Origin of the sequence: Paraburkholderia sp. PGU19, assembly GCF_013426915.1 — a bacterium.
Lineage (GTDB): Bacteria > Pseudomonadota > Gammaproteobacteria > Burkholderiales > Burkholderiaceae > Paraburkholderia.
Genome location: NZ_AP023181.1, coordinates 2,246,722 through 2,273,687, shown reverse-complemented (window position 1 = coordinate 2,273,687; position 26,966 = coordinate 2,246,722). Strand labels below are relative to the sequence as shown.

At 64.5% G+C, this 26,966-nt stretch carries 22 protein-coding genes; 7 read left to right on the top strand and 15 right to left on the bottom strand.

Annotated elements, in window-relative coordinates; translation table 11 throughout:
• The first annotated feature begins 114 nt into the window (after positions 1-114).
• The 5 genes from H1204_RS39945 (at position 115) to H1204_RS39925 (ending at position 5,459) form a co-directional block, all read left to right on the top strand.
• A complete protein-coding gene (locus tag H1204_RS39945) occupies positions 115-993 on the top strand; it encodes an alpha/beta hydrolase (protein ID WP_180734141.1) in 879 nt (292 codons plus the stop codon).
• 28 nt (positions 994-1,021) lie between these two features.
• Positions 1,022-2,440 carry a 3-isopropylmalate dehydratase large subunit gene (gene leuC / locus H1204_RS39940; protein WP_180734140.1) on the top strand — a complete coding sequence of 473 codons (1,419 nt, stop codon included), beginning with the start codon at positions 1,022-1,024 and terminating at the stop codon, positions 2,438-2,440.
• The gene (gene leuD, locus H1204_RS39935; RefSeq protein ID WP_180734139.1) at positions 2,437-3,051 is read left to right on the top strand and encodes a 3-isopropylmalate dehydratase small subunit; all 615 of its coding nucleotides are present in this window, start codon (positions 2,437-2,439) and stop codon (positions 3,049-3,051) included. Before leuC ends, leuD begins: the two co-directional genes overlap by 4 nt.
• A 124-nt stretch (positions 3,052-3,175) precedes the next feature.
• Positions 3,176-4,504, top strand: a complete 1,329-nt coding sequence (locus tag H1204_RS39930) for a dicarboxylate/amino acid:cation symporter (RefSeq protein ID WP_180734138.1) — start codon at positions 3,176-3,178, stop codon at positions 4,502-4,504.
• Positions 4,505-4,769: 265 nt separating this feature from the next.
• Positions 4,770-5,459 carry a hypothetical protein gene (locus H1204_RS39925; RefSeq protein ID WP_180734137.1) on the top strand — a complete coding sequence of 230 codons (690 nt, stop codon included), beginning with the start codon at positions 4,770-4,772 and terminating at the stop codon, positions 5,457-5,459.
• A gap of 83 nt (positions 5,460-5,542) precedes the next feature.
• Here the strand turns inward: H1204_RS39925 and H1204_RS39920 are convergent, their stop codons facing one another.
• The 11 genes from H1204_RS39920 to H1204_RS39875 all read right to left on the bottom strand — a co-directional run bounded on the left by H1204_RS39920 (position 5,543) and on the right by H1204_RS39875 (position 19,460).
• Positions 5,543-6,955 carry an alginate export family protein gene (locus tag H1204_RS39920; protein WP_243468971.1) on the bottom strand — a complete coding sequence of 471 codons (1,413 nt, stop codon included), beginning with the start codon at positions 6,953-6,955 and terminating at the stop codon, positions 5,543-5,545.
• Positions 6,956-7,011: 56 nt separating this feature from the next.
• Positions 7,012-7,947: a glyoxalase gene (locus H1204_RS39915; RefSeq protein ID WP_180734135.1), complete on the bottom strand. Its 936-nt coding sequence runs from the start codon at positions 7,945-7,947 to the stop codon at positions 7,012-7,014.
• A 58-nt stretch (positions 7,948-8,005) separates the two neighbouring features.
• The gene (locus H1204_RS39910; protein WP_180734134.1) at positions 8,006-8,740 is read right to left on the bottom strand and encodes a YoaK family protein; all 735 of its coding nucleotides are present in this window, start codon (positions 8,738-8,740) and stop codon (positions 8,006-8,008) included.
• The gene (locus H1204_RS39905) at positions 8,737-8,973 is read right to left on the bottom strand and encodes a DUF1427 family protein (protein WP_180734133.1); all 237 of its coding nucleotides are present in this window, start codon (positions 8,971-8,973) and stop codon (positions 8,737-8,739) included. The genes H1204_RS39910 and H1204_RS39905 overlap by 4 nt, the downstream gene beginning before the upstream one ends.
• A gap of 159 nt (positions 8,974-9,132) precedes the next feature.
• Positions 9,133-9,540 carry a DoxX family protein gene (locus H1204_RS39900; protein ID WP_180734132.1) on the bottom strand — a complete coding sequence of 136 codons (408 nt, stop codon included), beginning with the start codon at positions 9,538-9,540 and terminating at the stop codon, positions 9,133-9,135.
• A 12-nt stretch (positions 9,541-9,552) separates the two neighbouring features.
• Positions 9,553-11,433 (bottom strand): amidohydrolase, encoded by a 1,881-nt coding sequence (locus tag H1204_RS39895; RefSeq protein WP_180734131.1) that lies wholly within the window; start codon positions 11,431-11,433, stop codon positions 9,553-9,555.
• 101 nt (positions 11,434-11,534) lie between these two features.
• Positions 11,535-12,170 (bottom strand): hydrolase, encoded by a 636-nt coding sequence (locus H1204_RS39890; RefSeq protein WP_180726927.1) that lies wholly within the window; start codon positions 12,168-12,170, stop codon positions 11,535-11,537.
• Between the two features lie 242 nt (positions 12,171-12,412).
• Entirely contained in the window at positions 12,413-14,212 is a 1,800-nt protein-coding gene (locus H1204_RS51945; RefSeq protein ID WP_243468881.1) for a hypothetical protein, read from the bottom strand.
• Positions 14,131-15,189 (bottom strand): winged helix-turn-helix domain-containing protein, encoded by a 1,059-nt coding sequence (locus H1204_RS51940; RefSeq protein WP_243468880.1) that lies wholly within the window; start codon positions 15,187-15,189, stop codon positions 14,131-14,133. The genes H1204_RS51945 and H1204_RS51940 overlap by 82 nt, the downstream gene beginning before the upstream one ends.
• A gap of 259 nt (positions 15,190-15,448) precedes the next feature.
• Positions 15,449-16,291: an alpha/beta hydrolase gene (locus H1204_RS39880; RefSeq protein WP_180734130.1), complete on the bottom strand. Its 843-nt coding sequence runs from the start codon at positions 16,289-16,291 to the stop codon at positions 15,449-15,451.
• A gap of 241 nt (positions 16,292-16,532) precedes the next feature.
• Positions 16,533-19,460: a winged helix-turn-helix domain-containing protein gene (locus tag H1204_RS39875; RefSeq protein WP_180734129.1), complete on the bottom strand. Its 2,928-nt coding sequence runs from the start codon at positions 19,458-19,460 to the stop codon at positions 16,533-16,535.
• 487 nt (positions 19,461-19,947) lie between these two features.
• Here H1204_RS39875 and H1204_RS39870 point away from each other — a divergent pair, with 487 nt between their 5' ends.
• On the top strand, positions 19,948-20,889 hold the full coding sequence (locus tag H1204_RS39870) for an AraC family transcriptional regulator (RefSeq protein ID WP_180734128.1): 942 nt from the start codon (positions 19,948-19,950) through the stop codon (positions 20,887-20,889).
• 8 nt (positions 20,890-20,897) lie between these two features.
• Here H1204_RS39870 and H1204_RS39865 read toward each other — a convergent pair whose 3' ends face one another.
• From H1204_RS39865 to H1204_RS39850, 4 genes are all read right to left on the bottom strand, one after another.
• Complete coding sequence (locus H1204_RS39865; RefSeq protein ID WP_180734127.1) at positions 20,898-21,866, bottom strand: HlyD family secretion protein; 969 nt, start codon at positions 21,864-21,866, stop codon at positions 20,898-20,900.
• 61 nt (positions 21,867-21,927) lie between these two features.
• Complete coding sequence (locus H1204_RS39860; RefSeq protein ID WP_180734126.1) at positions 21,928-22,128, bottom strand: DUF1656 domain-containing protein; 201 nt, start codon at positions 22,126-22,128, stop codon at positions 21,928-21,930.
• Positions 22,118-23,608 (bottom strand): efflux transporter outer membrane subunit, encoded by a 1,491-nt coding sequence (locus H1204_RS39855; protein WP_180734125.1) that lies wholly within the window; start codon positions 23,606-23,608, stop codon positions 22,118-22,120. The genes H1204_RS39860 and H1204_RS39855 overlap by 11 nt, the downstream gene beginning before the upstream one ends.
• Positions 23,605-25,788 (bottom strand): FUSC family protein, encoded by a 2,184-nt coding sequence (locus tag H1204_RS39850; protein ID WP_180734124.1) that lies wholly within the window; start codon positions 25,786-25,788, stop codon positions 23,605-23,607. The genes H1204_RS39855 and H1204_RS39850 overlap by 4 nt, the downstream gene beginning before the upstream one ends.
• A 237-nt stretch (positions 25,789-26,025) precedes the next feature.
• On the opposite strand from H1204_RS39850, the gene H1204_RS39845 reads away from it, so the two are divergent.
• Positions 26,026-26,946, top strand: a complete 921-nt coding sequence (locus H1204_RS39845) for a LysR family transcriptional regulator (RefSeq protein WP_180734123.1) — start codon at positions 26,026-26,028, stop codon at positions 26,944-26,946.
• Positions 26,947-26,966: the final 20 nt, after the last annotated feature.

Genomic DNA, 26,966 nt, shown 5'->3' with positions numbered 1-26,966 from the left:
CTGTCTCCCAACGTCCGCCAAGATTCGTTCCTGAAAGTTACGACCGGAATGCATTTGCGGAAACCCTATCTCCCGAGGCATCAATTAGACTCGATTCAACCTTGGGAGACAACGATGTTCGAAGGATTCACGGATGCGTCGGCCCACATCGACGGCATCACGATTCACGCAATCAAGGGCGGACGCGGTCCCGCGCTGCTGCTGTTGCACGGCCACCCGCAGACGCACGCAATCTGGCACAAGGTCGCGCCCGCACTCGCCGAACGCTTCACCGTGATCGCCGCCGACCTGCGCGGCTACGGCGACAGCGGCAAGCCGCAAGGCACGCCGGATCACGCGAACTACGCCAAGCGCCGCATGGCGCTCGATCAGGTCGAACTGATGCGCGCGCACGGCTTCACGTCGTTTGCCGTGATCGGCCACGACCGCGGCGGACGCGTGGCCGCGCGCATGGCGCTCGATCACCCCGACGCCGTCGAACGCCTGGTCACGCTCGACGTTGCGCCCACGCTCGCGATGTACGAGAAGACCTCGTTCGATTTCGCCCGCGTCTACTGGCACTGGTTCATGCTGGTGCGTCCCGCGCCGTTTCCGGAGACGCTGATCCGCGCCGACCCGGACCTCTATCTGAAGCAGACGATCGGCGCGCGCAGCGCGGGCCTCGCGCCGTTCACCGCGCAAGCCTACGCCGAATATCTGCGTTGTCTGTCCGATCCCGCTACCGCGCATGGCATCTGCGAGGACTACCGCGCGAGCGTCACGATCGACCTCGAACACGACCGCGCGACACTCGCCGCGCGTGAGCAGATCAAGTGCGACTTTCTCGCGCTGTGGGGCGCGCAAGGAGTGATCGAGCAATGCTTCGAGCCGCTTGTGGAGTGGCGGCCATACGCACCGCAAGTCCAAGGCGAAGCACTGCCCTGCGGCCACTACATCCCGGAAGAAGCGCCGCAACTTTTTCTGGACCGCGTGCTGCCCTTTCTTGGCGCGTGACTCCAACACAAAGAAACCTCACATCACCATGTCGAAACGAACCCTCTACCAGAAGCTCGTCGATTCGCATCTCGTATCGCGCATCGACGAACAGAACGTGCTGCTCTACGTCGATCTGCATTTGATGAACGAGTACACCAGTCCGCAAGCCTTCAGCGCGCTCGAAGCGCGTGGCCGCGCGGTGCGCAGGCCACGGCAGCAACTCGCCATCGTCAGTCACATCATTCCGACTCACGCCGAAACGCCGCGCGTGATCCGCGACGCCGCATCGCTCGTGCTCGCGCAGAATCTCGGCCGCAACTGCGAGCGCGCGGGCATCCGCCTGCTCGCCGCGAACGATCCGATGCAGGGCATCGAGCACATCGTCGCGCCCGAAATGGGACTCGTGCGGCCCGGCATGGTCGTGCTGTGCGGCGACAGCCACACGACCACGTACGGCGCATTGGGCGCGCTGGGCTTCGGCATCGGCACGTCCGAGGTCGAGCATGTGCTCGCGACGCAAACCCTCGTCTATCGGCTCGCGCAGACCATGCGTATCGTGATCGACGGCGCGCTGCCTTATGGCACGTCATCGAAAGACGTCGTGATCTGGCTGCTCAGCCGGATCGGCGCACAAGGCGCGCGTGGCTATGCCGTCGAGTTCGCGGGATCGACCATCGCGTCGCTGTCGGCGGAAGCGCGCATGACCTTGTGCAACATGACCGTCGAAGCGGGCGCGCGCGCCGCGCTGATCGCGCCCGACGCGACCACCTTCGACTATGTGCGCGCGCATGCCAACTCGCTCGACGAAGCCGCGTGGCAAGCCGCCCTCGACGACTGGCGCACCCTTCGCTCCGACGACGACGCGCACTTCGACGCCGAACACCGTTTCGACGCGCGCGACATCGCACCGTTCGTCACGTGGGGCACCAGCCCCGACCAGGCCATTGCAATCGATGCGCGCATCCCCGGAGAAGCCGAACAGCCTTCGCGCGAAGCCGCCGCGTCGCTGCGCCGCGCGCTCGATTACATGGGACTCGAAGCACAACAGCCGCTGGCCGGCACGCGGATCAATCGCGTCTTCATCGGTTCGTGCACCAATGGGCGCATCGAAGACCTGCGCAGCGTCGCGCAGATCGTGCGCGGCAAGCACGTCGCGCAAGGCGTGCGCGCGATGGTGGTGCCCGGCTCGGGCAGCGTGCGGCGCGCGGCGGAACAGGAAGGCATCGCGCAGACGCTGATTGACGCCGGCTTCGAATGGCGCGAGCCGGGTTGCTCGATGTGCCTCGCGATGAACGACGACATGCTCGACGAAGGCGAACGCTGCGCATCGACGACGAACCGCAATTTCGAAGGACGCCAGGGACGCGGCGGCCGCACGCATCTGATGAGTCCCGCGATGGCAGCAGCAGCCGCATTGACCGGCTGCATCACCGATGTCCGCACACTGGAGACACACGCGCAATGAACCGCTTGACCATCATCGAAGGCACGGCGGCGCCGTTGCCGATCGACAACCTCGACACCGACCAGATCATGCCGAAGCAGTTTTTACGCATCGTCGACAAGGCCGGTCTTGCAGACGGCTTGCTGTACGACCTGCGCTTCGATGCGCAAGGCGTACCGCGCGCCGGCTGCGTGCTCAACCAGCAAGCCTATGACGGCGCGCGCATCCTGATCGGCGGAGCGAACTTCGGCTGCGGATCGAGCCGCGAGCACGCGGTGTGGGGCTTGCAGCAATACGGCTTTCAGGCGGTAATCGCGCCGAGTTTCGCGGAGATTTTCTATTCGAACGCGATGAACAACCGTCTGCTGCTCGTGCAACTCGAACGCGACGCAATTGATGCACTCGTGCAGGCGTCGACCCAAACGCCTGAATCGAAACTGCGCATCGATCTCGAACGGCAAACCGTGACGGCTGCGCACGGACAGACCTACACGTATCCGCTTGGTGCGCGCCATAAGCGAATGGTGATCGAAGGCATGGACACGATCGACCTGACGCTTGCGTCCCTGCCAGATATCGAGGCGTTCGAGCGCGCGCATTTCGCGCGGTGCGCATGGGCACAAGTGCTATGACGCTCGCGCCGCCATCACGATAGCGGCGAAAACAGCCGCACCACCCTTTCACGTTCCGACACGCCGATTCCCTTCCGACTGCAGAAGGGAACGGCCCCGCTTTGCCCCGAAAAACGGAGGAGACATGAAGCGCAAACCGTTCTACAAGGTTCTTTATATCCAGGTGCTGTTCGCCATCGCGGCGGGCGTGCTGCTCGGACACTTCGCACCGCATGAAGCCGTCGCGCTGAAGCCGCTCGGCGACATGTTCATCAAACTGGTAAGGATGATCATCGGGCCGGTGATCTTCTGCACGGTCGTGACGGGCATCGCCGGCATGCAGGACATGAAGAAGGTCGGACGCGTCGGCGGCAAGGCGCTGCTGTATTTCGAGGCCGCGTCGACGCTCGCGCTCGCGATCGGCCTCGTCGCCGCGCACGTGCTCAAGCCAGGCAGCGGCTTCAACGTCGATCCCGCGACACTCGATGCGAGCGCCGTATCGAGCTACGCGGCGCAGGCCGCGCATGGCGACGGCATCGTGGCGTTCGTCATGCACGCGATCCCCGACACCTTCGCCGGCGCGATGACGCAAGGCGATATCCTGCCCGTGCTGGTGATCGCGATGCTGTTCGGCTCCGCGCTGGCCGTACTGGGCGACAAGGCAGCGCCCGTGACGAATCTCGTCGAAACGCTGTCGAAAGCGTTCTTCCGCATCGTGCATATGATCACGAGCCTCGCGCCCATTGGCGCGTTTGGCGCGATGGCGTTCACGATCGGCCGTTACGGCATCGTCTCCCTGCTGCCGATGCTCAAGCTGATCGGCTCGTTCTATCTGACAGCGGCCCTGTTCGTCGCGATCGTGCTGGGCGTGGTCGCCCGGATGTGCGGATTCAGCCTGTGGCGCTTCCTGGTGTATATCCGCGACGAACTGCTGATCGTGCTCGGCACCTCGACGTCCGAAGCGGCGCTGCCTCAACTGATGGAAAAGCTCGAACGGCTCGGCTGCCCGCGCGGCGTCGTCGGGCTCGTCGTGCCGACGGGTTACTCGTTCAATCTCGACGGTACGAACATCTATATGACGCTCGCCGTGCTGTTTCTCGCGCAGGCAACCAACACGCATCTGACCGTCACGCAGGAAATCACACTGCTGCTGGTGACGATGCTGACCTCGAAAGGATCGACGGGTGTGACGGGCGCGGGCTTCATCACGCTGGCCGCGAGTCTTTCCGTCGTGCCGACCGTGCCCGTCGCGGCGATGGTGTTGATACTGGGCATCGACCGCTTCATGTCCGAGTGCCGCGCGCTGACGAATATCGTCGGGAACGGCGTGGCGTCGATCGTCGTGTCGGCGTGGGAAGGCGGTCTGGATCGCAACGCGCTTGCCGCCGCACTCGGACGCCGCGCAAACGATTTCCCGGACCCACACTTTGAGACACCTGCCCCAGCGCAGACCACCGATATCGAAAAAGCATAACCTCGCGTTTTTCCTCATCACACAAATACTGCGCAATGTGCGTTAGATCGCATCCGGCCGGGTCGATTGCTGGCAACTTTATTCACATCATGTTGATCGTGCGGACGCATGCGATGCGCGTCCGTTACTCGGGGTCGCCCCTGGTAAAGGCGTGCAGCATGGGTGTACGTCAGGTTCCGGCGGGATGCTGATTCGCAGGCGGTCAGCACCGGACACGCGTACGGAGTTGTGTTTGCCGTATATGACCACCAGCGAGGTAACAACCATGAGAATCACCACATTGCTCGGGTCTGCGGCGTTGACCGTGGCCTTCGGGCCAGCCCTTCTGTCCGCCGCTGCGTGGGCTGACGGGCCGCGGTCAGCCTATGACAATGGCGGCGCAAACGAGGCTTCGCTCGATCCAGGCGAAGAGCAGATGACCGCCGACGAGGAAAACAAGGCACGCCTGAAGGATCTGAGCGACGCCTATCACAGCGGCTACAACGCGCGCGCGAAGGAGGATGCCGATACTTACGCTTCGTTGCGCGACCAGTTGAAGCACACGTCGAAGGCCAACGCGCAGCAACCGCCGCCGTTGCCGTCCGACATGCCCGCCGACGACAACGCGCAGGTGCGGCGCGTGAATCAGCCGCGCGTCGCGCAGCGGCAGTTGCAGGCGCAAGCAGCTTACGACGATGACGATGCCGCGCCCGTGCAATATGCACCCGCGCCGCCGCCGCGTCCGCGCTACCGGCCCGCGCCTGTCGTCTATACGCAGCCGCCGATGTACGAGGGCCCTTCGCCGGAAGAGATGCAAACGGTCGTGTTCCAGCCGTATCAGCCGCCGCCCGTGCAGTACGTGCCTGTCTACCACCAGCCTGTCTACGTGAGCCAGCCGGTCATGCCGATGCAGTATGCGGCGCAGGTGCCCGTGTACCGCCCCGGGTATTACGGCTACCGCGGTTACGGCTGGTAGCGCGAAACAGCGTGTGTTGTCTGCATCCGCGCCTTCGCAAGAAGGTGCGGCATGCGCACGTCCGTGCGCAGTGCCGCTATCCGTCACCAGCCGAACTTCGCCTCGACGCCCACATAGTCCGCATTGCGCGCCCCTAACGCGCGTATCGAATCGCCGACTTCGAAGTGCACCGCTTCCAGCGCGAGCGCAACGTTCGAACTGACGAGCCAGTCGGCGCGAACCTGCGCGTACATGCCCGTCCAGCGCGTGCCCTTGCCTGCCGTGCCCGGCACCACGGCCATCCCCTGGCCGTAGATCGCGTCGGCTGTCGTTGCGCGCCACTGGAAGCCGAGTGCCGTCAACAGCGTGACCTTCGGCGTTACCTTGAACGTGATCGACGGCTTCACGTGAATCAGGTTGCTATAACCCGTGTAGCCCGCCAGCGTGAAGTAGTAGCCGTTGGGGAACAGCGGGTTGAAGGTTCCGACACGACCGTCACCCGGATGCCGGTCGCCCGATGCGCCGTCCACCTGCAAGCCGAGCCGCGGCGAGCCCGCCACGGTTGCGAACGTATAGCCGCTCAGCACGCCGAACGCCCACGCGCCGATCGTGTCGTTGCCGACGTGGCCCGTCTGAACCATCGTTTCCGCGTCCCAGTCGAACGACGCGACCTTGCCCGCGTAGCGCACGTCGAACACATCGCGATGCTCGGTGCCCGTCGCATCGAGAAAGCGCGCGTTGTCGCGGTTGTAGCGCGACCAGTACGCGGACAGATCACCCGGCCCCGTGTTCGCGCGCTCGACGCGCACGCCGCTGAACGTCAGATGCCGGTTCGACACATCGTCGAAGGCCGTGACGTCGCGGTACTGTACGGGCTGCGCCATGTAGCCGATGAAGCGCCATTTGTCGATTTCATAGTCGGCCCACAGCGCGTCGAATGCCTGGCGCACGTTGGGGCCGTCGCGCACCGACACGAAGCGCTGCAAGTCGAACGCCATCTCCTGGCGGCCGACGCGCGCCTTGAACGTGCCGCCGCCCACGCCATAGACGAACGCGACGAACGCCTGCTCGATATCGAGCGGATTCTTGTCGACGGGCGTGACGGAATCCTTGCCGAAAGGACGCGCGTCTTCGAGCTGAAAGAACGCCTGCACATGCCCGCCGATGCGCGCGTCGGCATGTACCTCCGCGCGCTGGATCACGTAGCTGTCGGGGCCCGCGCTGCCGAGTCCGAACAGCGGCGTGTTGTTCAGCTCGAAGCGCTCGCGCAGGTTCGCGCCTAGCGACAGATAAGTCGACGGATCGCCGCCCAGCGGAATGTACTTGAGCGCATCGAACGGCTTGCGCGGCACGCACGGCAACGCCAGCACCGACCAGTCTTCCTGCCAGCGGTTGAACGACAGTGACGACGGCCGCTTAGCGGTGCATTGCGATGCGTCGGCTGCACTAGTTTCCGCCTTGCTTGCCTCTGCCGTGTCGGCGGCGAGCGCGTTCGTGCCGTCCGCCAGACCGCACATGGCGAGCGCGGCGCAAGCGGCAGCTCGCTTCGCGCGTTTGATTGAGCGACGCACCGTCACTTCTTCGCTTCGTGAATCTCGGCGACGTAGCCGCCGGGAAATTCGACCATCGCGCTGCGCCCTTCGACCGTGCTGCTCGCGGGCGACAGCACCTTCACGCCGACGCCTTGCGCCTTGGTGAGCGTCGCGTCGAGATCGGCGACCTGATAGCCCGTCGTCTCGCGGCCATACGGATACGGCAGCTTGCCATCCGTCACGAACACGAGCATGTTGCCGAAGCCAGACGCGATACGCACGCGCCGGATCGTGTCGCCCGGCCGGCCGATTTCGCCGCCATCGGCACGGCGGTTATCGGAGACGATCTTGCCGTGCGAGAAGCGCACGAAGCGCTTGATGAAGTTGTCCGCCGCCTGTGGGGACACGTAGACGCGATTGTCCGGCACCGTTTCGAGCGGACCATACGAAGGCGCCTTCGTGTGCCAGTACAACTGCATATAAAGACCGCCCGGCCACTGGATGACAGCGTCCTTGCCGATCGGGTCGTCGAATGTATCGACGATCACATCGGCGCCCGCTGCGCGCGCGGCGCGCACGGCCTTGTCGATATCGGTGACGAGATAGCCGGTGCGCTCGCTGCCGAACGGATACGGAATCGGCGTCTGGAACGCGAACACCGACAACATGCCGACAGGCGTCTGCACGTATTGCGAGGCCGTCTTGCTCGGCGTCGGCGTGACCGTGAACACGGCGCGCGGCGAAGCCTTGCCGCCGAACGTCGCGACGAAGCTGTCGACGAACGCGTCGATGTCCTGGCTCGACACATAGACGTGCGTCGTGTCGTATTGCGGTCCCACGGACACGACGGGCGCGCCCTTGCCCGCGCTCTGATGGTCGGCTTCCGCGAAAGCGGGCGAGCCGGCCAGCGTCACGCCGAGCGCCGCAATCGACACGACAGCCGCGCGCAACAATCGATACATCTTGACGGTACTCATGAAAACACTCCTTGCTGGTAATAGTTGCCGCCGCGTCTCGTCATGACGCGCGGCGCAATCAGGTTTGCGCGGGCGCCGCGCCCGTGTTTCTGGACAGCGCCGCGAGCACGCACAGCGCGGCGAGCGGCAACAGCAGCGCCCAGAACGACGCGAGCAGATACCCGGCCGCACCCGCGCCCGCGCCAATCGCAAAACCGGCGACGGGCGGCAGCGTGCGCCACAGGCGACTGCGCGCCGCATGCCGCGTTTTCGCATCGGCGGGTGAAAACAGCAGATCGAACACGTCGATCACGGCTTGCGTGACGTTGCCCGTCATCACCGTATTGGCGACGACAGAGCGCGCGGTCAGGCGACCATGCGCGTTCTGCACGCCCATCGCGGCCGCGCCGAGCAGACCGCAGGCAATCGTCAGCGGCGCGTCAGAGTCGGTGATGGGCGCGGCCAGCACGCCCGCTGCCATGAAGCCCGTCAGCAGCGCCGCCTGCAGCACGTACAGCGCGCAGGCGCGCATGCCATGTCCGCGCACAAGCAACTGGTTGTCGAGCACGCGCGCGAGCACGATTCCCGCGACGAACGCGGGAAATGCGAGCCACTTGATCAGCAGACCCGTCCCCGCGCCCGCCAGTCCCGAGCCGATCAGAATGAAATTGCCCGTCACGTGCGCGGTGAAAAGACCAAACAGCGCGACGAAGCCGAGCGTGTCGACATAGCCCGCGATGGTCGCAAGCCAGGTGTCCTCGCCAGGCACGTGATCGAGTTGCGCCGCGAGTTGCGCCTCCGCGCCCGTGCTCATTGGTCCTTGCTGGGTGACGGAGCCGGCTTGTTGCTGGCGACGGAGGGCGCGCTTTGCGTTTGCGCATCGGGCGTGCGTATCTGCGCCTGCACGAACGGAATCGCATGCTCGCCGATCACGATGCCGAGCAGTCCCGCGAGCGCAATCAGCGGCGGCGCGGGCGACTGCACGCGCACGAGGTAATACAGCAGGCCGACCACGAGGCCCGCGCCCAAAGAAATCAGGTATGACATGGCTTACTCCTTCGTTGCGTCACTGAATCAGCCCCGGCAGGGACGCGTGCGCGGCCTCGCGGCTGCAATGACAAGCGGCGTGTGCGGAACGCACACGCCTGCGGCTCCGACGGCCCGCGCCGCACGTTCATTCGACATGATCGATTCCATCGTCTACGCTCACGCCTGTCGTTGCCCCGACGCATGCGGCCGCAGCGCAAAGCGGTAACGGCCCGCGCCGCCGATCGCAATGGTGCCGAACAGGATCAGCAGCATCCACGCGAACTGCCCTTGATCCAGCGTCCATTCGCGATGCACGAGGCCGAGCGCAATCACGCTGACCAGCATTATCGGCAGCGCGGCGAGCCGCGTCGCGATGCCCACGATCATCAGCAGCGGACACACGACTTCCGCGAAAATCGCAAAAGCCAGCGTCAGCATCTTGCCGAGATGCAAAGGGTCTTCGATCGCGTCGAGCTGGCTCGCGAAGTGGAGTGCCTTCGGCAGTCCATGCACGAGCAGCACGAGCACGCTCGCAGTGACGCGCAGAAACAGCAGCGCGGCGTCGGGTGCGGAAAAACGGTTCATTGCGTGCACGCGTCAGAACGCAAAGCAGCTGCAACCGAGCGCGCCCCAGAACGAGTTCGCATCGCTGGCGGGGACGTTGCTGCGCCAGGCCCATCCATGCGCATGACGATGCACGCCACACAGGTTCACGCACGCGTCGTTGCACGATTGCTGCAGCGGCGCGGCGGCGGGACGGTAGCGCGCGTAGCCGCCATACTCCGCGACGGGCGACCATGTCGGGCTGACGGGCAGCGCAGGCGGAGCGAAGGTTTCGAACTCGTCGGCGGCATAGACGACGCGGCCGTTGACGACCGTCAGCACCGAGGTCAAATGCTTGATCGCGTCTTCATCGACGGTGAAGTAGTCGTCCGACAGCACCGCGAAGTCGGCAAGCTGGCCCGGAACCAAGGCGCCCTTGCGCGTCTCGTCATTCGAGAACCACGCGCTGCCGACCGTATAGCGGCGCAGCGCTTCCATGCGGTCGAGCCGGTCTTGCGCCGTGTACATCGGGGTGCCGCCCACCGTACGTCCCGACACCAGCCAGAACAGCGACACGAACGGATTGAAGCTCGCGACACGCGTCGCGTCCGTGCCGGCGCCAACAGGCAGCCCTGCTGCCAGCATCTGCCGCACGGGCGGCGTGCGCGCGGCGGCTTCTGCGCCATAACGGGCAATGAAGTACTCGCCCTGATACGCCATCCGGTGCTGCACGGCAATGCCGCCGCCAAGCGCCGCAATACGCTCGATATTGCGCTGTGAAATCGTCTCGCAGTGGTCGAAGAACCAGCGCAGGCCCGCGAACGGCGTGTCCTGATTGACGCGCTCGAACACATTGAGAAAGCGTTCGATCGATTCGTCGTAAGTCGCATGCAGCCGGAACGGCCAGCGGTTCTGCACGAGCAGCCGCACGACGGCTTCGAGTTCGCTTTCCATCGCCTCCGGCAGATCGGGGCGCGGCTCCAGGAAGTCTTCGAAGTCAGCGGCGGAGAACACCAGCATTTCGCCCGCGCCGTTGACCTTCAGGAAGTCGTCGCCGTCGCCGGGCTTCGTGACCTTGACCCACTTCGCGAAGTCTTCGATTTCCTTCTTCGCGTTCTGCGTAAAGAGGTTGTACGCGATCCGCACCGTCAGCTCGTTGCGCTTCGCGAGTTCCATGATGACGGCGTAGTCGTCGGGATACGCCTGATAGCCGCCGCCCGCATCGATCGCGCTCGTCACGCCGAGGCGGTTCAGCTCGCGCATGAACTGGCGCGACGAGTTCATCTGATCGTCGAGCGGCAGCTTCGGACCTTTCGCGAGCGTCGCATACAGCAGGCCCGCATTCGGGCGCGCGATCAGCATGCCCGTCGGATTGCCACGGCGGTCGCGCTGGATTTCGCCGCCCGGCGGGTTCGGCGTATCGCGGTCGTAGCCGACGGCGCGCAGCGCCGCAGCGTTCAGCAATGCGCTGTCGTAAAGGTGCAGGATGAAGACGGGCGTATCCGGCGCGATCGCGTTGATCTCTTCGAGCGTCGGGCCGCGCTTCTCCGCAAACTGGAATTCGTTCCATCCGCCGACCACGCGCACCCATTGCGGCGCCGGCGTGCGCGCAACCTGCGCGCGCAGCATCTCGAGCGCATCGCGCAGCGACGGCACGCCATCCCAGCGCAACTCGAGATTGAAATTGAGGCCGCCGCGAATCACGTGAAGGTGCGAATCGTTGAGGCCCGGGATGACCGTGCGGCCCTTCAGGTCGATGCGGCGCGTCGAATCGTTCGCCCATTGCATCATGTCGTGATCGTTGCCACTTGCGACGATCTCGCCTTTCGTGACGGCGAGCGCCGTCACGAACGAACGCTTGTCGTCCTGCGTCGCTATCTTGCCGTTGTAGATCACCAGGTCCGCAATGCGGGCGGGCTGAATGGGTGCGGTCATCGTCGCTCTCCGTGAATCGTGGTCAGGCGCAATTCACGCGCGACATCAGCGACGCCGCGCGCGAATCAATACAGAAAAATGCTTGAGGCAATGAAGCCCGATCAGCCTGCCTCGCTCGCGTGCTCGCCGAGAATCTGCTTCGCGTAGCGCACGCCGATGCCGTATGCGCTGTGCGCTTTGAAGATGTCCATGCAGCCTTCGTACGTTTCGCCGCGCGCCCAGTCGCGTTGCAGCTCGCACATGAACTGCAGCGAGTTCATCGGCACGGCGCCCGCCTGAACGATGCGTTGCACCGCGCGCTCATGCGCTTCTTCCGTGATGTCGCCGCATGCGTCCGTCGGCACGTAGATTTCGAAGCCTTCGGCCAGCATCTGGATGGTCGGGAACGTCACGCACACTTCCGTCCACAGGCCCGCGATCACGATCTTCTTGCGGCCCGTTGCCTTGATCGCTTCACGGAAGCCCTTGTCTTCCCACGAGTTCATCGACGTGCGGTCGATCGGCTTGGTCTCCGGAAACACCGCCTGTACTTCAGGCAGCAGATGGCCGCTGAACGAGTCGGCGGCGATCGTCGTCAGGATGGTCGGCACGTTGAAGAGCTTCGCGGCCTTCGCGAGGATCTGGACGTTGTGCAGGACGGTTGTGCGCTCGTGCGAGTGCGTGCCGAAGAACATCTGCGGCTGATGGTCGATAAGCGCGAGCGCGCATGTGTCGGGCGTCAACAGTTCATGTGCCATGAGTAGCTCCATTTCGCAGGCATGCGAGAGACCCGCACGGTTGCCTGAAGGCAACCGCGCTAGCGTCCGGTTAGTGGATGAATCCAGTCGACGTTGCATCGGCTATGCGGATGCGAACGGCTTCCCGCGCGGCTTTTGCGCGAGTTTCACAATGCCGTGCGGGCATTTCGACTTGCGAGAAGATTAGTGACGGGCGGACTTAAAGTCCTGATGCGCGCCTTAAACGTTATTAAGTGACGTTATTAAGCACGGGATTGAACAGAGACAACACGCAGCGATGCGCGCGCGGCCGATGCTTCGCGCGCAACGGTGCGTTCGACGCCGTTACGCTGTTCCCAGTCGAGCGATGTCGCGAACCAGCGTTGCGCTTCGTCGTGACGGTCGAGCTTGCACAGCACGTCGCCCTTGATCCTGCATAGCTCGGCGTAGTACCAGCGTTCGCCGTTGTCGTCGGCGTGTCGCAGTGCGTCGTCGATCACGGTGAGCGCTTTCTTGTCGCGCGACGCCTTCATCAGCGCGACAGCGAGTTGCCCCTGCAACGGCGAAAGCTGCGCGAGATAGCCGGTTGCGCGCAGCGGGGAGATCGCGCTCGTCAACAGCGCTATCGAATCAGCTCCCGGACTTTCGAGTGTCGCGAGCCATGCGTCGTAGCACGCGCAGCATGCGCTCCAGATCGTGAAGCCGAACCGCGTCGACAGTTCATGCAGCACGTCGATCCCATGACGCGCCGCCGCCTGATCGCCATTCAGCAGCGCAATCGGCACGAGCGCTTCAACGAGCACATAGCAGATGACGATTTCATGGTCGTACTGCACGGCCGAATCGAAGCAGCGCGCGGCGAGATCGTATGCGCCACCGCGCTCGCCTTGCACCCACCGCACGCGCGCCAGCGTCGCGCGCGCGACGATACCGTGATCGATGCGAAAGCCGGTTGTGTGCCAGCGGCTCAGCAGCTTGACTTCGTACTCTTCGATCATCCGTTCCAGCAACTCGCGTGCACGGCACTGGTCGCCCGCATAGTGCAGCGCGATCCCTTCGACGCGCCCCGACAACACAACCAGCGTTGCATCGCCGCTGCTGCGCGCGAGATCGCCGAAGCGGCGCGCGAGCATCAGCGCATCGCGCGCGCGTCCACTGTATTGATGCCAGTTCCACACGCCCCAGCGCGCCCGCGTTACGTAGTTGGCGTGACCGGCCTGCAAGGCCTCGTTCAGCACGAGCGTCCAGGCTTCGCGCGTTTCCGTCAGGGGGCCTTCCGTGTAGACGAGCGCGGCGGCGAGCGCCGACATGAGCCGCAAGTGCGCTTCGACGTCGACACTACCGACTTCTCGCGCTTCAGAAGGAACGATGCGCAGCGCAGCACGCGCACGGCTGCAACACTCTTCGACCAGCGACAGGTCATATAGATAAGGCACGGTGACAGCCGCGAGCGCAATGCCTGTCGCGTGATCGCCGCGTTCGCCCAGTGTCCAGTCGAGCGCGGTGCGCAGGTTGCCGAGCTCACGTGTGAACTCGCCAAGCCACTCGACGACGGGCCGCTCGGCCCAGCGCTTCTGCGCCGTTTCGAGCATCTGCAGGAACAGCACTGCATGCGCGCCCGCTGCGGACAGTCGCTCGCCGTTGTCGTCGAGTTGCTGGAGCGCGTAGGCTCGCGTCGATTCAAGCAAACGGTAGCGATACGACGAGCCTTCGAAGTCCGTCGTCAGCAACGAACGCGATACGAGACCGCTCACGGCATCGAGCGCTTCCATGCGCGTGAGCCCGGCGTGCTCCGCCATCGCGCAGGCAGCGTCGAGCGTGAAGCCGTTGACGAACATCCCGAGCCAGCGCAGCAACTTCTGTTCGTCACGGCTCAGGAGACGGTAGCTCCAGTCGAGCGTCGCCTTGAGCGTCTGATGGCGCGGCAGGGCCGTGCGCCGGCCGCCCGTGAGAATGCGGAAGCGGTCGTCGAGATGCTCGGCTAGCAGACCGATGCCCAGCAAAGCCGCGCGCGACGCGGCCAGTTCGAGCGCGAGCGGGATGCCGTCGAGCCGGCGGCACACTTCCCCGTCAGACGAATGCTGGCTTCGTCGAGCGCAAAGTGGGCGCCGTCGGCTTGCGCGCGTGCCAGAAAGAAACGCACGGCGGGCGTGCGCAACACATCGGTGCCGGGATCGTCCGGGGTCGGCACGGACAATGGCGGCACCTGATAGACGATTTCGTCGCGCACGCGCAAGGCTTCGCGGCTCGTCGCCAGCACGCGCATGCGGCTGCCCGCGCCCGTCAGGGACTCCGCGATGGCGGCCACGATCTCCAGCACCTGCTCGCAGTTGTCGAGCACCACTAACGCATCGCGGTCGCGCCATTCGGCGGCGATCTGCGCAAGCGCCGTGCGGCTCGCGGAAAGCCGGCTGCCCATCGCGAACGCGAGCGCGTCGAGCGCCGACGGCGCATCGCTCACGGCCGCGAGCGGCACGAACACGACGCCGTCGGCGAACGCGTGCTGGAGCGCATGCGCGACTTCGACCGCGAGGCGCGTCTTGCCGATGCCGCCCGTGCCTACAAGCGTCACGGCCTGATGCGCGCGCAAGGCGGCTAACACGCCATCGAGCGCATCCTGCCGGCCAATCAATTCCGGCACGCGTGCGGGCAACGGCTGACGCGAAGGTCGCGCTGCGTCAGCGCCGACTGAGAGATCCTCTTGCATGGCGGACGGCACGCTGGCGCCATCGCGCGCGTCGACGTCGTCATGCATGACCAGACGGTAGCCACGGCCGGGCACCGTGCGCAGACGCTCCCGCTCGTCGCCGAATGCACGGCGCAGCGCGGAGATATGAACCTGCAGATTGTTCTTCTCGACGACCGTGGTCGGCCAGACGACGCGCATGATCTCGTCTTTCGATACGAGTTCGCCGTCGGCGGCGATCAGCAACGCGAGAATGTCGAACGCGCGGCTGCCGATCGGGACTCTCTGCCCATCGAGACGCACTTCGCGATGATCAAGTGAAATCTCGAGTTGACCGATCCTGATCGTCATCATCTGAAGAGGTGATGTTGTGGACTGTGGAGCTCGCAACGGCCGTTGCACAACATTGAAAGGCTCACACTATACGATGCCATATCGACATGAGCTGTGACGATTGCAGCCATGATGGCACGAAACGACAAGCGGAACCGACTGCAAAGGAGTGTACAACGAACAAAAGCCGCCCGGCATGCCTGACGGGCGGCGTTCTCGATGCTTCGCTTCATGCACGCCGATGAGCACGCCGATGCGCGCCCCGCGAATGCCCGGCCGGTTACTGCTTCAGGAACGACAGAAGGTCTGCATTCACCTGCTCGACATGCGTGCTGCACATGCCGTGCGGCGCGCCTGCATAGACCTTCAGCGTCGCATTCTTCACGAGCTTCGACGCAAGCTTCGCCGAAGCGTCGATGGGCACGATCTGATCGTCGTCGCCATGCAGGAAGAGCGTGGGCACGTCGATCTTCTTCAGGTCATCCGTATAGTCGACTTCGGAGAACTGCCTGATGCACTCGTACTGGCCTTTGATCGAGCCCGCCATGCCCTGGCGCCAGAAGTCCTGGATCAGCCCTTGCGAGACCTGCGCGTTGGGACGATTGAACCCGTAGAACGGCGTCGCGAGATCGAGGTAGAACTGCGAGCGGTTGGCGGCAACGCCCGCGCGAATCCCGTCGAACACGGACATCGGCAGGCCGCCCGGATTGCCGGCCGTCTTCAGCATCAGCGGCGGCACGGCGCCGATCAGCACGGCCTTCGCGACACGCTTCGAGCCATGACGGCCAATGTAATGCGCGACTTCGCCGCCGCCCGTCGAATGGCCGACCAGCATCGCGTTCGTCACGTCGAGCGCATCGAGCACGGCGGCGAGGTCGTCGGCGTAGGTGTCCATGTCGTTGCCGCCCGGAGCCTGGCCTGAACGGCCATGTCCGCGTCGGTCGTGGGCGATCACGCGATAGCCCTGGTTCACGAGGAACAGCATCTGCGGGTCCCACGCGTCGGCGGACAGCGGCCAGCCATGCGAGAAGACGACGGGCGTACCCGTGCCCCAGTCCTTGAAGAAGATGTCCGTGCCGTCCTTCGCCTTCACGAAGTTCTCACGCTGGTTGTGCGCGCTCATTCGTTGTTCTCCGTCGTTGCGTCGCATCGCGCACGCTGGCGCGGCGCGGGCCTGGTGTCAGAAGAAACGGAGCTTAGCGAGGTGCGCAGTCAAAGTCCTTATGCGCGGCTTAAACGTCCTGAACGGAACCTTGCGCGCTTGACGGAGTGAATGCTTCAGCAGGCGCGCATCGCATTGCGCGCATGCGTCTGCGGAGATTAATGAATTTTCAGGTGGATTCGAACAAGGATGATCGTGCGCGTCAAAGATCGTTGGTCATCGCTGGCTGGCCGCTGTCGGCATCGAGCGGCGGGCGAGAATCGCGCGTCAGACGCAGAAGCACGGTAAGCCGCCTGATATCGGTCGCGTTCGATTGCAGGTCAACGCGCTTCGACACGTCGGCCAGCAGCGACGCCGCCCGCGCCGTCTCGCCGCGTTCGAGCAGGTGGTCCGCGAAGTTCAGCCCGGCGCGCAGTTCGAGCATCGGCGCATGTTGCTCTCTGGCCGTCTGCATCGCGTCGAGCAGATGGCGGCGTGCTTCCGTTTCGAACTCGTCGGCCATCGACGCGCGCCCGTTCGACTGGATCACGCGCGATTGCTCCAGCGCCGTCACGCCCATCACGCGTTGCAGTTCCGCGATGAAGAAATGCTCGCCATGCGCGTTACAGAACTCAAGCGCCTCTTCCAGCTTCAGCCGCGCCTCGGCGATGCGCCCCGTTCTCGTCAACGCTTCCGCGCAAACGGCGATCACGGGCGTCAACACTCGCCGGAAGCCGCACGACAACAACCGTTGCAGCGCGGGTTCGAGCTTCGCCAGGCCGGCGTGCGGGTGTCCCTGCAAAATGTCCAGGTGTCCCGCGTGGCACTCGCCGTACGCCTGCCAGATCTCGAAGCGGTTCAACGCGACCTGCGATCGCAGTACGGCGAGATAGCGCGCTGCCGTTTCGAGCTCGCCGCATTGCAGTGCCAATGGCACGGCAACGACGGCAAGCACGTGACTAAGCGAAGGCTCCAGCATGTCAGGCCGGATCGAATTGACGACGTTCTCGACCAGCTGCATCGCCCGCTCTGGATGCCCCTGCATCCACACGATCCGCGCAAGCGTGCCATTGCCGAACGTCAATGGATCGACGGCGACGCCAAGGCTGCCGGGCGCGATCGGCCCGAGTTCGGTCAGCGCGGCGATCGCCCGCTCCAGCCTCACGCGCGCCTGCTCGTGCTCGCCGAAGCAATGCAGCGACACGGCGATCATCTCTGCCGCGAGAATCTGCTGCCACGGCGTGCCGCAGCGTTCGGCAAAGGCCTGGAAGCGCGTCGCAAAGCGGAACGATGCATGAATGTCGGACGACGCGAGCATCGAGTTCCATGCGCCCCACAGTGCGCGCGCCTCGAATGCATCGTCGCGTGCCTGGCGCGCGAGCACCAGCACGCGCTTCCACAACGGGCCCGCCTCGCGCACCGCGCCGCCCGTGTGCAGCAAGGTCGACGCATACGCGGAACACAGGCGCATTTCACACAGGGTATCGACGGAACCGGGCGGCAGCGCATCGAGCGCGGCCAGCGCGCGGCCCGAACGTTCATAGCACTCGTGCAGCAGCGGGCCTTGCAACAACGTCCCCACCAGCGAGCCCGCCAGCGCGACGCCAAGCGCGGGATTGCCACCCGGCGAGAAAGCCCATTCGAAAGCGGCACGCGCGTCGTCGAGCGCAAGACGCGGCTCGGCGGCAGCGAGATGCGCGGCACCGCCGACCGACACCTTGCCGTGTTCGATCCGCTCCTGCAGATAGTGCATGTGACGCGTCGCGATGCGCTGCAACTCGCCTTCGTCGCGCAGTTTCTCCATCGCGTACGCACGCGTCGATTCCGTCAGGCGGTATTGCGCGATGGCGCCGCAGAACTCGACGCTCAACAGCGACTTGGCGGCCAGTTCGCTCAAGCTCGAAATGACGGACGCGATCGGCATGTCCGGTTCGGTCGCGACGGTGCAGACGGCGTCGAAGGTGAAGGCGCCAGCGAAGAACCCGAGCCGCCTGAACAACATACGCGATGTCGTATCGAGCAGCGCGTAGCTCCAGTCGAAGGTCGCGCGCAAGGTCTGATGACGCGGCAGCGCGGAACGCAAGCCGCCCGTCAGCAGGTTCAGGCGGTCGTCCAGACGCGAGGCCACGCCTTCGACGCCGAGCGTCGCCACGCGCGCAGCGGCCAGTTCAATGGCGAGCGGCAAACCTTCCAGCCGCCGGCAGATTTCGCCGACCAGACGGATCGCGTTTTCATCGGCGCCGCATTCGGGCGCAACCGACTTCGCGCGGTTCAGGAACAGTTCGACGGCCGAATGCGCGAGGATCGCATCGGTGGATGCCCCGCTCGCGGGCACGGCCAGCGGTTCGACGCGAAACACGGACTCGGCCCAGATGTGCAGCGGCTCGCGGCTCGTCACAAGCACGCGTAGCGCCGGATTGCGCGCGGCCAGCGCTTCGACGAGACTCGCGACCACGTCGATCACGTGCTCGGCGTTGTCGAGCACGAGCACGCACGGCGCGGCGGCGATCACGCCGGCGAGGCTTTCCTGTGTCAGGTATTCATCGGATGCATCGATCAGCAATGCGCCCGCCAGCGCCTTGAGCACGGTGTCGCGCGTCGATGTTTTGGCCAGTTCGACGAAGCACACCGGCTCGTTGAAATGGTCGCCCGCGGGGTCGCGCATGGCCCGCGCGACATGGATGGCTAGACATGTCTTGCCGATGCCGCCCGCACCGACCAGCGTGACGACGGACGCATGACCAAGCCGTTCGACGATCTGCGCGATCTCGCCCTGACGGCCAACCAGCGTGGCGGCGCAGGCAGGCAGCCCGCCGCCATTCGCGAGCGGCCCGCGTTGCCGTTCCGGCGCACGCGCATGACGATTCTCCGACACGAGCAGATAGCCGCGCCCCGGCACGGTCTTGATGAGTTCGCGGTCCGCGCCGAACAGCTTGCGCAACGCGGCGATATGCACCTGCAGCCGGTTCTCCTCGACGATCGAGCCGGGCCACACGGCATCCATGATGGCGTCCTTCGACACGATCCCGCCGTCCGCGCGATACAGCACCTCGAGAATGTCAAACGCACGTGCGCCGATCCGCACCGGCCGGCCGTGCTGACGAATCTCTCGCTGTTCGAAGTTGACGAGCAATGTGCCGATCTGAATCATGGCCGCCTCCAGGAAACGCTGTTCGCGAGTTCGATTGAACGATGTTGTGCACCTGGTTGAAGGCCGAAGATCGGGTGCGCCACGCTTTCGCTGCGTGGGTGGTGATTGGCTGGCGCGCATCGCGCCGCGACGCTGCTCAAAAATTGGGCTGTGTCGTCCACGCAAATGGACTGGCTAAAGGCGAAATATGCGTTCGGATTGTAAACATGCGGTAACGGCGCGTCTTGAATAATAGTGACCTGATATGAATTTGTATGGTCTTTTTTACCGTTATGAGGATGGCATCACATCCTGGTGCACAGGCACCAGGTCAAGGCCCGAACGGCGGCAAATTCCGCCAGAATACGGCCCCTCTTGAATCAAATGAATCGGCCAGCGATAAAACATAAAGGCCGCCAGCCTGTTTTGAATATTTATCGCCAGTCGCTTCCGTGTAAACTGGCCGAATTATGTTTGACACGCAATGCATGAATTGAGGACGTCGCTCATGTCGACTTATGCACATCCCGCAGCGGCCGCGCCGCCCAAGCCGAAGGACGCGCTTGGATGCGTGTCGAGCAAATTACGCAAGGACGTTGAACTCGATATTGGCGACATCCGCTTCTATCGCAAGTGCATGGATCAGGCGCATCTGGATCGCGTCGCCATGCCGGCATGCGACCGGGGGTTTCTGGTCGGCATATCGCTGAACAGCGGGCATCGGCGGAATATTTTCAACGGCGAGCGACACATCGCCAAACGGTTTGAAGCGGATTCAATTTATATCCGCGATTTCTCAGAAGATTATCGCGCTGATCTGTATGGGAATTTCGACTTCGTGCTGGTCGAATTATCGCGTGCATTCTTCACACGGCTCAGCGACGAACTCGGCGGCCCCGGCATCGACGGGCTGACCTGCGCGGTTGAACAGAAAGACCCTGTGCTCGGTCATCTCGCGCGTGCGCTGGACAGCAACCTCGCCCACTATGGCGCCATCGATTCGCTGTTCGCCGAGCAGATGGGCGTGATCGTCGGCACGCACCTCGCGCAGCGCTACGGCAATCTGCGCGATCGCCGGCCACGCGCGAAAGGCGCGCTGTCTCATGCGCATGAAGCGCGCGCCAAGGAACTGCTGATCGAGCGGTCGCGGCAAGGCGCGTCCATCGCCGATGTCGCCAGCGAATGCAACCTGTCGCGCGGCTATTTCATCCGGGCGTTTTCCCGTGCCACCGGGCTCACGCCGCATCAATGGCTGCTCGAACAACGCATCGGCGAAGCGCGGCAACTGATCGAAGCCACCAGCCTGACGTTGACGGAAATCGCGAGCTTCTGCGGCTTCGCGGACCAGAGCCATCTGAGCCGCCTGTTCCTGAAGGCGACGGGCACGTCGCCGGGTGCCTGGCGGCGCGCGGCCGGGTGTCAGATCGCAGCCCCTCAGGCCGGCACTTAAGACGGCACTTAAGACACCCGCTTGCCGGGCAGCAACGTGACCGTGCACGTCATGCCCGCCGCGAGGTGCATCCCCGCCGGCACGCTGTCGAGATGCACGCGCACAGGCACCCGCTGAGCAAGTCGCACCCATGTGAAGATCGGGTTCACATCGGCCAGCAGGTCGTTGCCGCTGGTCGGATTGTCCCGGTCGGCGATGCCGCTCGACAGACTGTCCACATGCCCCTGAATGTCGACGCCGCCCGACAGCAGGCGCACCACCGCGCGGTCGCCGACATGTACGCGCGGAATCTTGGTTTCCTCGAAATAGCCGTAGACCCAGAACGAGTGCGCGTCGATCAGCGCCATGCGCGCCGATCCCGCCGTCGCATAGTCGCCCGGCCACAGGTTCAGGTTGGTGATATAGCCGTCGGCGGGCGCTCTCACCACGCTGCGCGTCAGATTGAGCTGCGCCGTCTGCTGTTCGACGACGGCAGCTTTATACAGCGCCTCGGCCGCGCTATAGGCGGCGGCATCGGCACGGTAGGCGGCATCCGACTGGTTCGCAGCCGACGCAGCATCTTCGCGGGTTTCGTCTGAGATCACGTCGCCCGCGAGGTTCGCGCGGCGCGCCGCCTGCTCGCGCTTCATCTGGTCGCGCGACGCGCCTTCCGCCATCTGCGCCTTCGCACGCGCCATCTCGGCCTGGGCCCGCGCGATGTCGGCATCCGCCTGCGCGACGGCGTAATTGAAGCGATACGGGTCGAGCACGAACAGCACGTCGCCGCGATGCACGAACTGGTTGTCCTTCACACGCACTTCGCTGACGAGCCCGGACACGTCGGTCGCCACGTCGATCACGTCGGCGCGCACGCGGCCGTCGCGCGTCCATGGCGAGTACATGTAGTTGACCCACAGCAGGCGCACAAGCACCAGCGCGACCAGCAGGATCGTCACCGTGAAGAGTGCGCGCAGGAAGGATTGCGGTTTGATCGTCATGTTGTTGTGCAAGCCGTTTCAGGTCGACAAGGCGCGTGGTTCATCATTGTTCATGGCCGCGTCATCCACGCACCAGCAGCGAGACGGCGCTGAACATCGCGGCGAACAGCGCAACCCGGAACAGCCCCGGGTGCCATGCATACCGATAGACACCCAGCCGCGCGAACAGCAGATCGAGCATCACGAACACAACCACGCAGCCGATCAGCACAGGCAGCAGATACGGCACGAGGAACGAGCAGAATTCAATCTCAGCGGGCATTGTCAGGCTCCATGGCAGCGCGGTCGGCTGCCGTCGCGGCGAAACCGCCGCCCAGTTCTTTCATCAGCAGCGCCCACGCGTCGAGCCGTTTGGCCTCGACGTCGGCGAGCTGCTCTTCCTGCTCCTGCTGCGCGTTCTGCGCCGCGAGCACGTTCAGAAACTCCGTGATGCCGTTGCGATAGCCCGACTCCGCGAGCCGGTACGCGTCGCGGGCCGCATCGAGCGTGCTTTGGGTCGACACCTGTTGCTCATCCAGCGCGTGCAGCGACGTCACCTGCGCCGCGACGCCGCGCATTGCATCGACGATGGCGGCGTTGTACGCATCGACGGCAGCGTCGCGGTCCGACACGGCCACGCCGTACTCGCCGCGCAACCGCCCGCCGTCGAAGATCGGCAGCGAAATGGCCGCGCCGAGACTATGGCCCGCGCCGTCGCTGCTCAACAGGTTGAAGAATCCGCCGAAGGTCGCCGCCGATCCCAGCGACGCTGTCGCCAGCAGATTGATGTTCGGGTAGAAAGCGGCATGCGCGGCCACCATGCCTTTCTCCGTTGCAAGCACGCGCCAGCGCTGCGCGACGATGTCGGGGCGATGGCCGATCAGATCGACGGGCAACATCGCGGGCAACGCGATGGGCACATTCAGCGCGAGCGCCGGGCGTTTCAGCGTATCGCCGTAACCGGCGCCCTTGCCCGCCAGCGCGGCGATATCGATGCGGCTCAACGCGAGCTGCTGCTGCGTCTCCTGAACCTTCGTCACGCTCATGGCCGCTTGCGTCGTCGCTTGCGACACGTCGAGACGGCTACCGATGCCCGCTTCGAGCCGGGCCTTCGCGATATCGAGCGTGTGCTGTTCCTCTTGCTGCACGGCCAGGTCAGCGTCGAGCAACGCGTATTGCAGCGCGAGCTGCACGTAGGCGCGCACGACGGCCGTCTGCAGTTCGACCACGGCGAAGCGGTCGTCGGCTACCGAGGCCTGCACCGCATCGAGCGCGCCTTCGCGGATCGCGCGGTTCTTGCCCCACAGGTCCAGGTCGTACGAAAGACCCGCCGTCGCGCTGTTGTTCCAGACGGTCGTGCCGCCCGGCGGCGCGGGCGTCGTATAACGCGCGAAGCGCTGGCGCTCGAAGTTGCCCGACGCGTTGACTTGCGGCAACTCGGCGGCGCCTGCGACCTGTGCCTGGAACCGGGCGTTGTCGATGCGTGCCTGCGCTTCCTTCAGGCCCGGATTGCCCGCCGTCGCGTCCTTGACGAGCGCGTCGAGCTGCGGATCGTTCCATTGGCCCCACCAGTCGTCGGTGGGCCAGGCGGCGTCCTGGCGTGTCGCACGGATCGCGTTGCCGGGATCGAGCGACGCCGGATTCACCCCGGTTTCGTGCGGACGAATGCCGCCGCTACTGATGCACGAGCAAAGCAGCACACACGCCGCCGCCGTCGAGAGCGCGCGGCACGCATCGTTCAGGACGGAGACGCGCTGCTTCATGCCGACGCTCCGTTCGCAACCGACGACGTCTGCCACAACGGCAGCATGTCGTCCTTCAACATCAGCTCCGTGAAATGCATGAGCCGGCGCATCCGCTTCACGATCAGCGCTTCGGCTGTTGTGTCGTCAAGATCGACGTGCGGCAGCGCGCGTTTGGCCTGCTGCGTCGCGCGCATCGCACGGTCTCGCGCCTCTGAGGTCGCGGCGGAAAACACATCGGCCATTGCGTCGAGCCACTCATCTTGAAGCGTGCGCCAGCCGTTCGGCAAACGTGCGGCCAAACGCGCCGTGTCCTGGCGTACCGCGATCATCGCGCGCCCAACTTCCAGCGCCGCGAACGCCGACGCGACGAGACGCGTCTGGTCAACGCGCTCCCCGGCAGGCGCCGACGCGATCCGCATGATGAAGCCACGCATGCCCGATTCGAAACGATGCGACAACGCTTCGAGATCGTCGTCGCGTGCGGACTTCGTGACGAGCGAGCGCATCTGCTTCAGGTACTGCCGCGAAATCCAGTCGCCCGCCAGCGGTACGATCGTCGAGAACGCCACGGCTGCTGCGGCAATGCCGAGCGACAAACCGAAGGCCGTGTCGAGAAACTGGGCGGGATGGTACGTAACAGGGTTCGCGATGTTGATCGTGTAGCAGAAGAACACGCCAAAGCCGAGACCTAATGTCGCGGTTTTCGGAAACGTATTCAGATAACTGCTCGCGACGATCGGGAACGCCATGCATGCCGCGAGCAATGCAAAACTGTCGAACAGCGGGAAGACAAAGAACGCGATGAAGAAGCCCACGATCGCACCGGCAACGCAGCCGCAGAACATCTGCCAGCTCGCGGCAACGGGATCGGGCGCGAGCGTGAACAGTGCGCTGACGATCGCGACGGAAACCAGCGCGCTCGATCCGCCGACCCAGCCCGACGCCAGCCACATCGCGCCCACCGACAGCACGGCCGCCGCCGCGCGCATGCCGTTCAGGATGGCCGCCGCGCGATTGGACGTGGCGCGTGTGCTGTCGATATGCGTGATCAGCCGCAGCACCGATTGCTGCCAGGGCCGCTGATCGGCGCGGCGCGCTTCCACGAAACTGCGGCACAGTTCGCGCAGATTGCCGACGAAGCCGTGCAGCGCCGCGCCCGTCATTTCGATGAAGACACGCTGGCACGCGGGTTCGTCTTCCAGTGCTTTTAGCGCGGCGTCGACGCGCACATTCAGCGAACGTTCGAACCCGGCAAGCGGGACCGATAATGCGTCGACCTGCAACTCCGCCGACGCGCCTGGCGCAATCCCTGTCGGCACGATAGCGAGAAACGACACGATCAGTTGATTGGCCGCGCGCACCGTGCGCGCGTTGGCTTCAACGGATGCCCGCGCGATTACCTGATGCAGCGCGTGCGCCGACGCGAGCGTGTCGACAAAGCCCGTATCGAGCTTGATGAACGCATGATGCTGCAGGCGGATCGACGGATCTTCGAACACGGCGCCCACACGCAGGCTTTGCACGTTCGCGCGCTCGCGCAGCAGATCGAGCATCGTGCCGAAGCCGTCCTTCGGCAGTGCCGCGCCGAGCAGCGTGTGAATGGCCGCGAACAGATGACCGAGATTGTTCTGGCTCGCCGCGTACAGATCGGGCGCCACGCGGCGCGGCAGAATCAGCGCGCTGACGAGGCTCGCGCACGCAACGCCGATCACCACCTCGCTGATCGTATAGACGAGGTTGTCGAACACGCCATAAGGATTCGACAACGCAGGCAGCGACGTGATCGCGGTCGCGTAGCCTGTCAGCAGAAAACCGTACGACTGGAAGTTGCGGAAGTACGACGAGCCGAACACGCACAGCCCGATCCACGCAGCCAGCATGAGCAGAAAGAGCCACGACGCCTGCGAGAACAGCGACGCCAGCACGAGCCCCGCAAGACTGCCGCACACCATGCCGAGACCGCGATAGAAACCGCGTGCGATCACCATGCCGCTCTGCTGGAACATCATTACGACGATGCACGACACCATCGCCGTCCCGGGCCCGCGCAGTTCGAGACGCATGCACAAGCCCATCGCGAGCGTCGCGGCGATCGCGACCTTCGCGACATGCCTGAAGCGCGGATAATCGTCGCTCCAGTATTGCCTGAGTTCGTCACGCCATCGCGGCCATGCCGCGACGCCTGCATCGAAATTCATAGGGTTTCCGTGTCTTGCCTGGTCGGTACGGTATCAGCGCTGCTTCGAAAAAAAGCACGCAATACACGTACGGTGAAGGCTTTGAGTTTGCGTGAAACGGGGTCGTGTCGATTGTCGAATCGCACGCTCATGCTTGCTTTGGACCAGGCAACAATGGGATTCACGTATTGCGCGAATGCCACGCCGCCTTCATGCTATGCGCGATAACGCATTCATACATTCCTCACGACGCCATTCATGAACCTCTCGTTTGAAGTCCTGCAAGCGCTCGATGCAATCGATCGCACCGGCACGTTCGCATCCGCAGCGGAAGAGCTGCACAAGGTGCCGTCGTCGTTGACGTATCTGGTTCAGAAGCTGGAGGTCGATCTCGGCGTGAAGCTATTCGAGCGCACGGGCCGCCGCGCGAAGCTCACGCATGCGGGCCGCGTCATCGTCGAAGAAGGGCGGCGTCTGCTCGAAGCCGCGCGCGAACTCGAACAGAAAGCGAAGCGGATCGAGCACGGCTGGGAATCGGAACTGCGCGTCGCCATCGACGAAATCATTCCCTTCGATCTGATCTGGCCTCACGTCACCCAGTTCTACAAGCTCAAACTCGGCACCCGGCTGCTGCTTTCGAAAGAAACACTCGGCGGCACATGGGACGCGCTGATTACGCGGCGTGCGGACCTTGTCGTCGGCGCGGCGGGCGAGCCGCCGCCCATCGCGAACCTCATCGCGAAGCCGATCGGCTCGTTGCAGCATGCGTTCGTGATCGCGCCCGGTCATCCCCTCGCGTCGGCTGCCGAGCCGTTGACGATGGAAGCCGTCGCGCGTCACCGCGCGGTCGCGATCAGCGACACGTCACGCAAGCTCACGCCGCGCACCATCGCGCTCGCCGCCAATCAGGAAGTGCTGACAGTGCCGACACTCGAAACCAAGCTGGCCGCGCAGATTCGCGGCCTTGGTGTCGGCACGGTGCCCGAATGTATCGCCGCGGGGCCGATGAATCGCGGGCAACTGGTACGCAAGGAAGTGTCGGGGATGCGCTCGGTCACGCACTTCTATCTCGCGTGGCGTGACGACGAAGCCGGCAGGGCGCTGCGCTGGTGGGTCGATCAACTCGACCGGCCGGACCTGATCGACGACGTCGCGCAACGGCTCGTAGCAATGAGTTGACGCCTCACACAATGCAGGCG

Coding starts and splice junctions, on each gene's coding strand:
- leuD (WP_180734139.1), top strand. CDS start 2,437: ATGAACCGCTTGACCATCATCGAAGGCACGGCGGCGCCGTTGCCGATC.
- H1204_RS39870 (WP_180734128.1), top strand. CDS start 19,948: ATGTCGACTTATGCACATCCCGCAGCGGCCGCGCCGCCCAAGCCGAAG.
- H1204_RS39945 (WP_180734141.1), top strand. CDS start 115: ATGTTCGAAGGATTCACGGATGCGTCGGCCCACATCGACGGCATCACG.
- leuC (WP_180734140.1), top strand. CDS start 1,022: ATGTCGAAACGAACCCTCTACCAGAAGCTCGTCGATTCGCATCTCGTA.
- H1204_RS39915 (WP_180734135.1), bottom strand. CDS start 7,947: ATGAGTACCGTCAAGATGTATCGATTGTTGCGCGCGGCTGTCGTGTCG.
- H1204_RS39890 (WP_180726927.1), bottom strand. CDS start 12,170: ATGGCACATGAACTGTTGACGCCCGACACATGCGCGCTCGCGCTTATC.
- H1204_RS39925 (WP_180734137.1), top strand. CDS start 4,770: ATGAGAATCACCACATTGCTCGGGTCTGCGGCGTTGACCGTGGCCTTC.
- H1204_RS39850 (WP_180734124.1), bottom strand. CDS start 25,788: ATGAATTTCGATGCAGGCGTCGCGGCATGGCCGCGATGGCGTGACGAA.
- H1204_RS51940 (WP_243468880.1), bottom strand. CDS start 15,189: ATGATGACGATCAGGATCGGTCAACTCGAGATTTCACTTGATCATCGC.
- H1204_RS39845 (WP_180734123.1), top strand. CDS start 26,026: ATGAACCTCTCGTTTGAAGTCCTGCAAGCGCTCGATGCAATCGATCGC.
- H1204_RS39895 (WP_180734131.1), bottom strand. CDS start 11,433: ATGACCGCACCCATTCAGCCCGCCCGCATTGCGGACCTGGTGATCTAC.
- H1204_RS39875 (WP_180734129.1), bottom strand. CDS start 19,460: ATGATTCAGATCGGCACATTGCTCGTCAACTTCGAACAGCGAGAGATT.
- H1204_RS39900 (WP_180734132.1), bottom strand. CDS start 9,540: ATGAACCGTTTTTCCGCACCCGACGCCGCGCTGCTGTTTCTGCGCGTC.
- H1204_RS39920 (WP_243468971.1), bottom strand. CDS start 6,955: ATGTGCGGTCTGGCGGACGGCACGAACGCGCTCGCCGCCGACACGGCA.
- H1204_RS39905 (WP_180734133.1), bottom strand. CDS start 8,973: ATGTCATACCTGATTTCTTTGGGCGCGGGCCTCGTGGTCGGCCTGCTG.
- H1204_RS39910 (WP_180734134.1), bottom strand. CDS start 8,740: ATGAGCACGGGCGCGGAGGCGCAACTCGCGGCGCAACTCGATCACGTG.
- H1204_RS39930 (WP_180734138.1), top strand. CDS start 3,176: ATGAAGCGCAAACCGTTCTACAAGGTTCTTTATATCCAGGTGCTGTTC.
- H1204_RS39880 (WP_180734130.1), bottom strand. CDS start 16,291: ATGAGCGCGCACAACCAGCGTGAGAACTTCGTGAAGGCGAAGGACGGC.
- H1204_RS39865 (WP_180734127.1), bottom strand. CDS start 21,866: ATGACGATCAAACCGCAATCCTTCCTGCGCGCACTCTTCACGGTGACG.
- H1204_RS39855 (WP_180734125.1), bottom strand. CDS start 23,608: ATGAAGCAGCGCGTCTCCGTCCTGAACGATGCGTGCCGCGCGCTCTCG.
- H1204_RS39860 (WP_180734126.1), bottom strand. CDS start 22,128: ATGCCCGCTGAGATTGAATTCTGCTCGTTCCTCGTGCCGTATCTGCTG.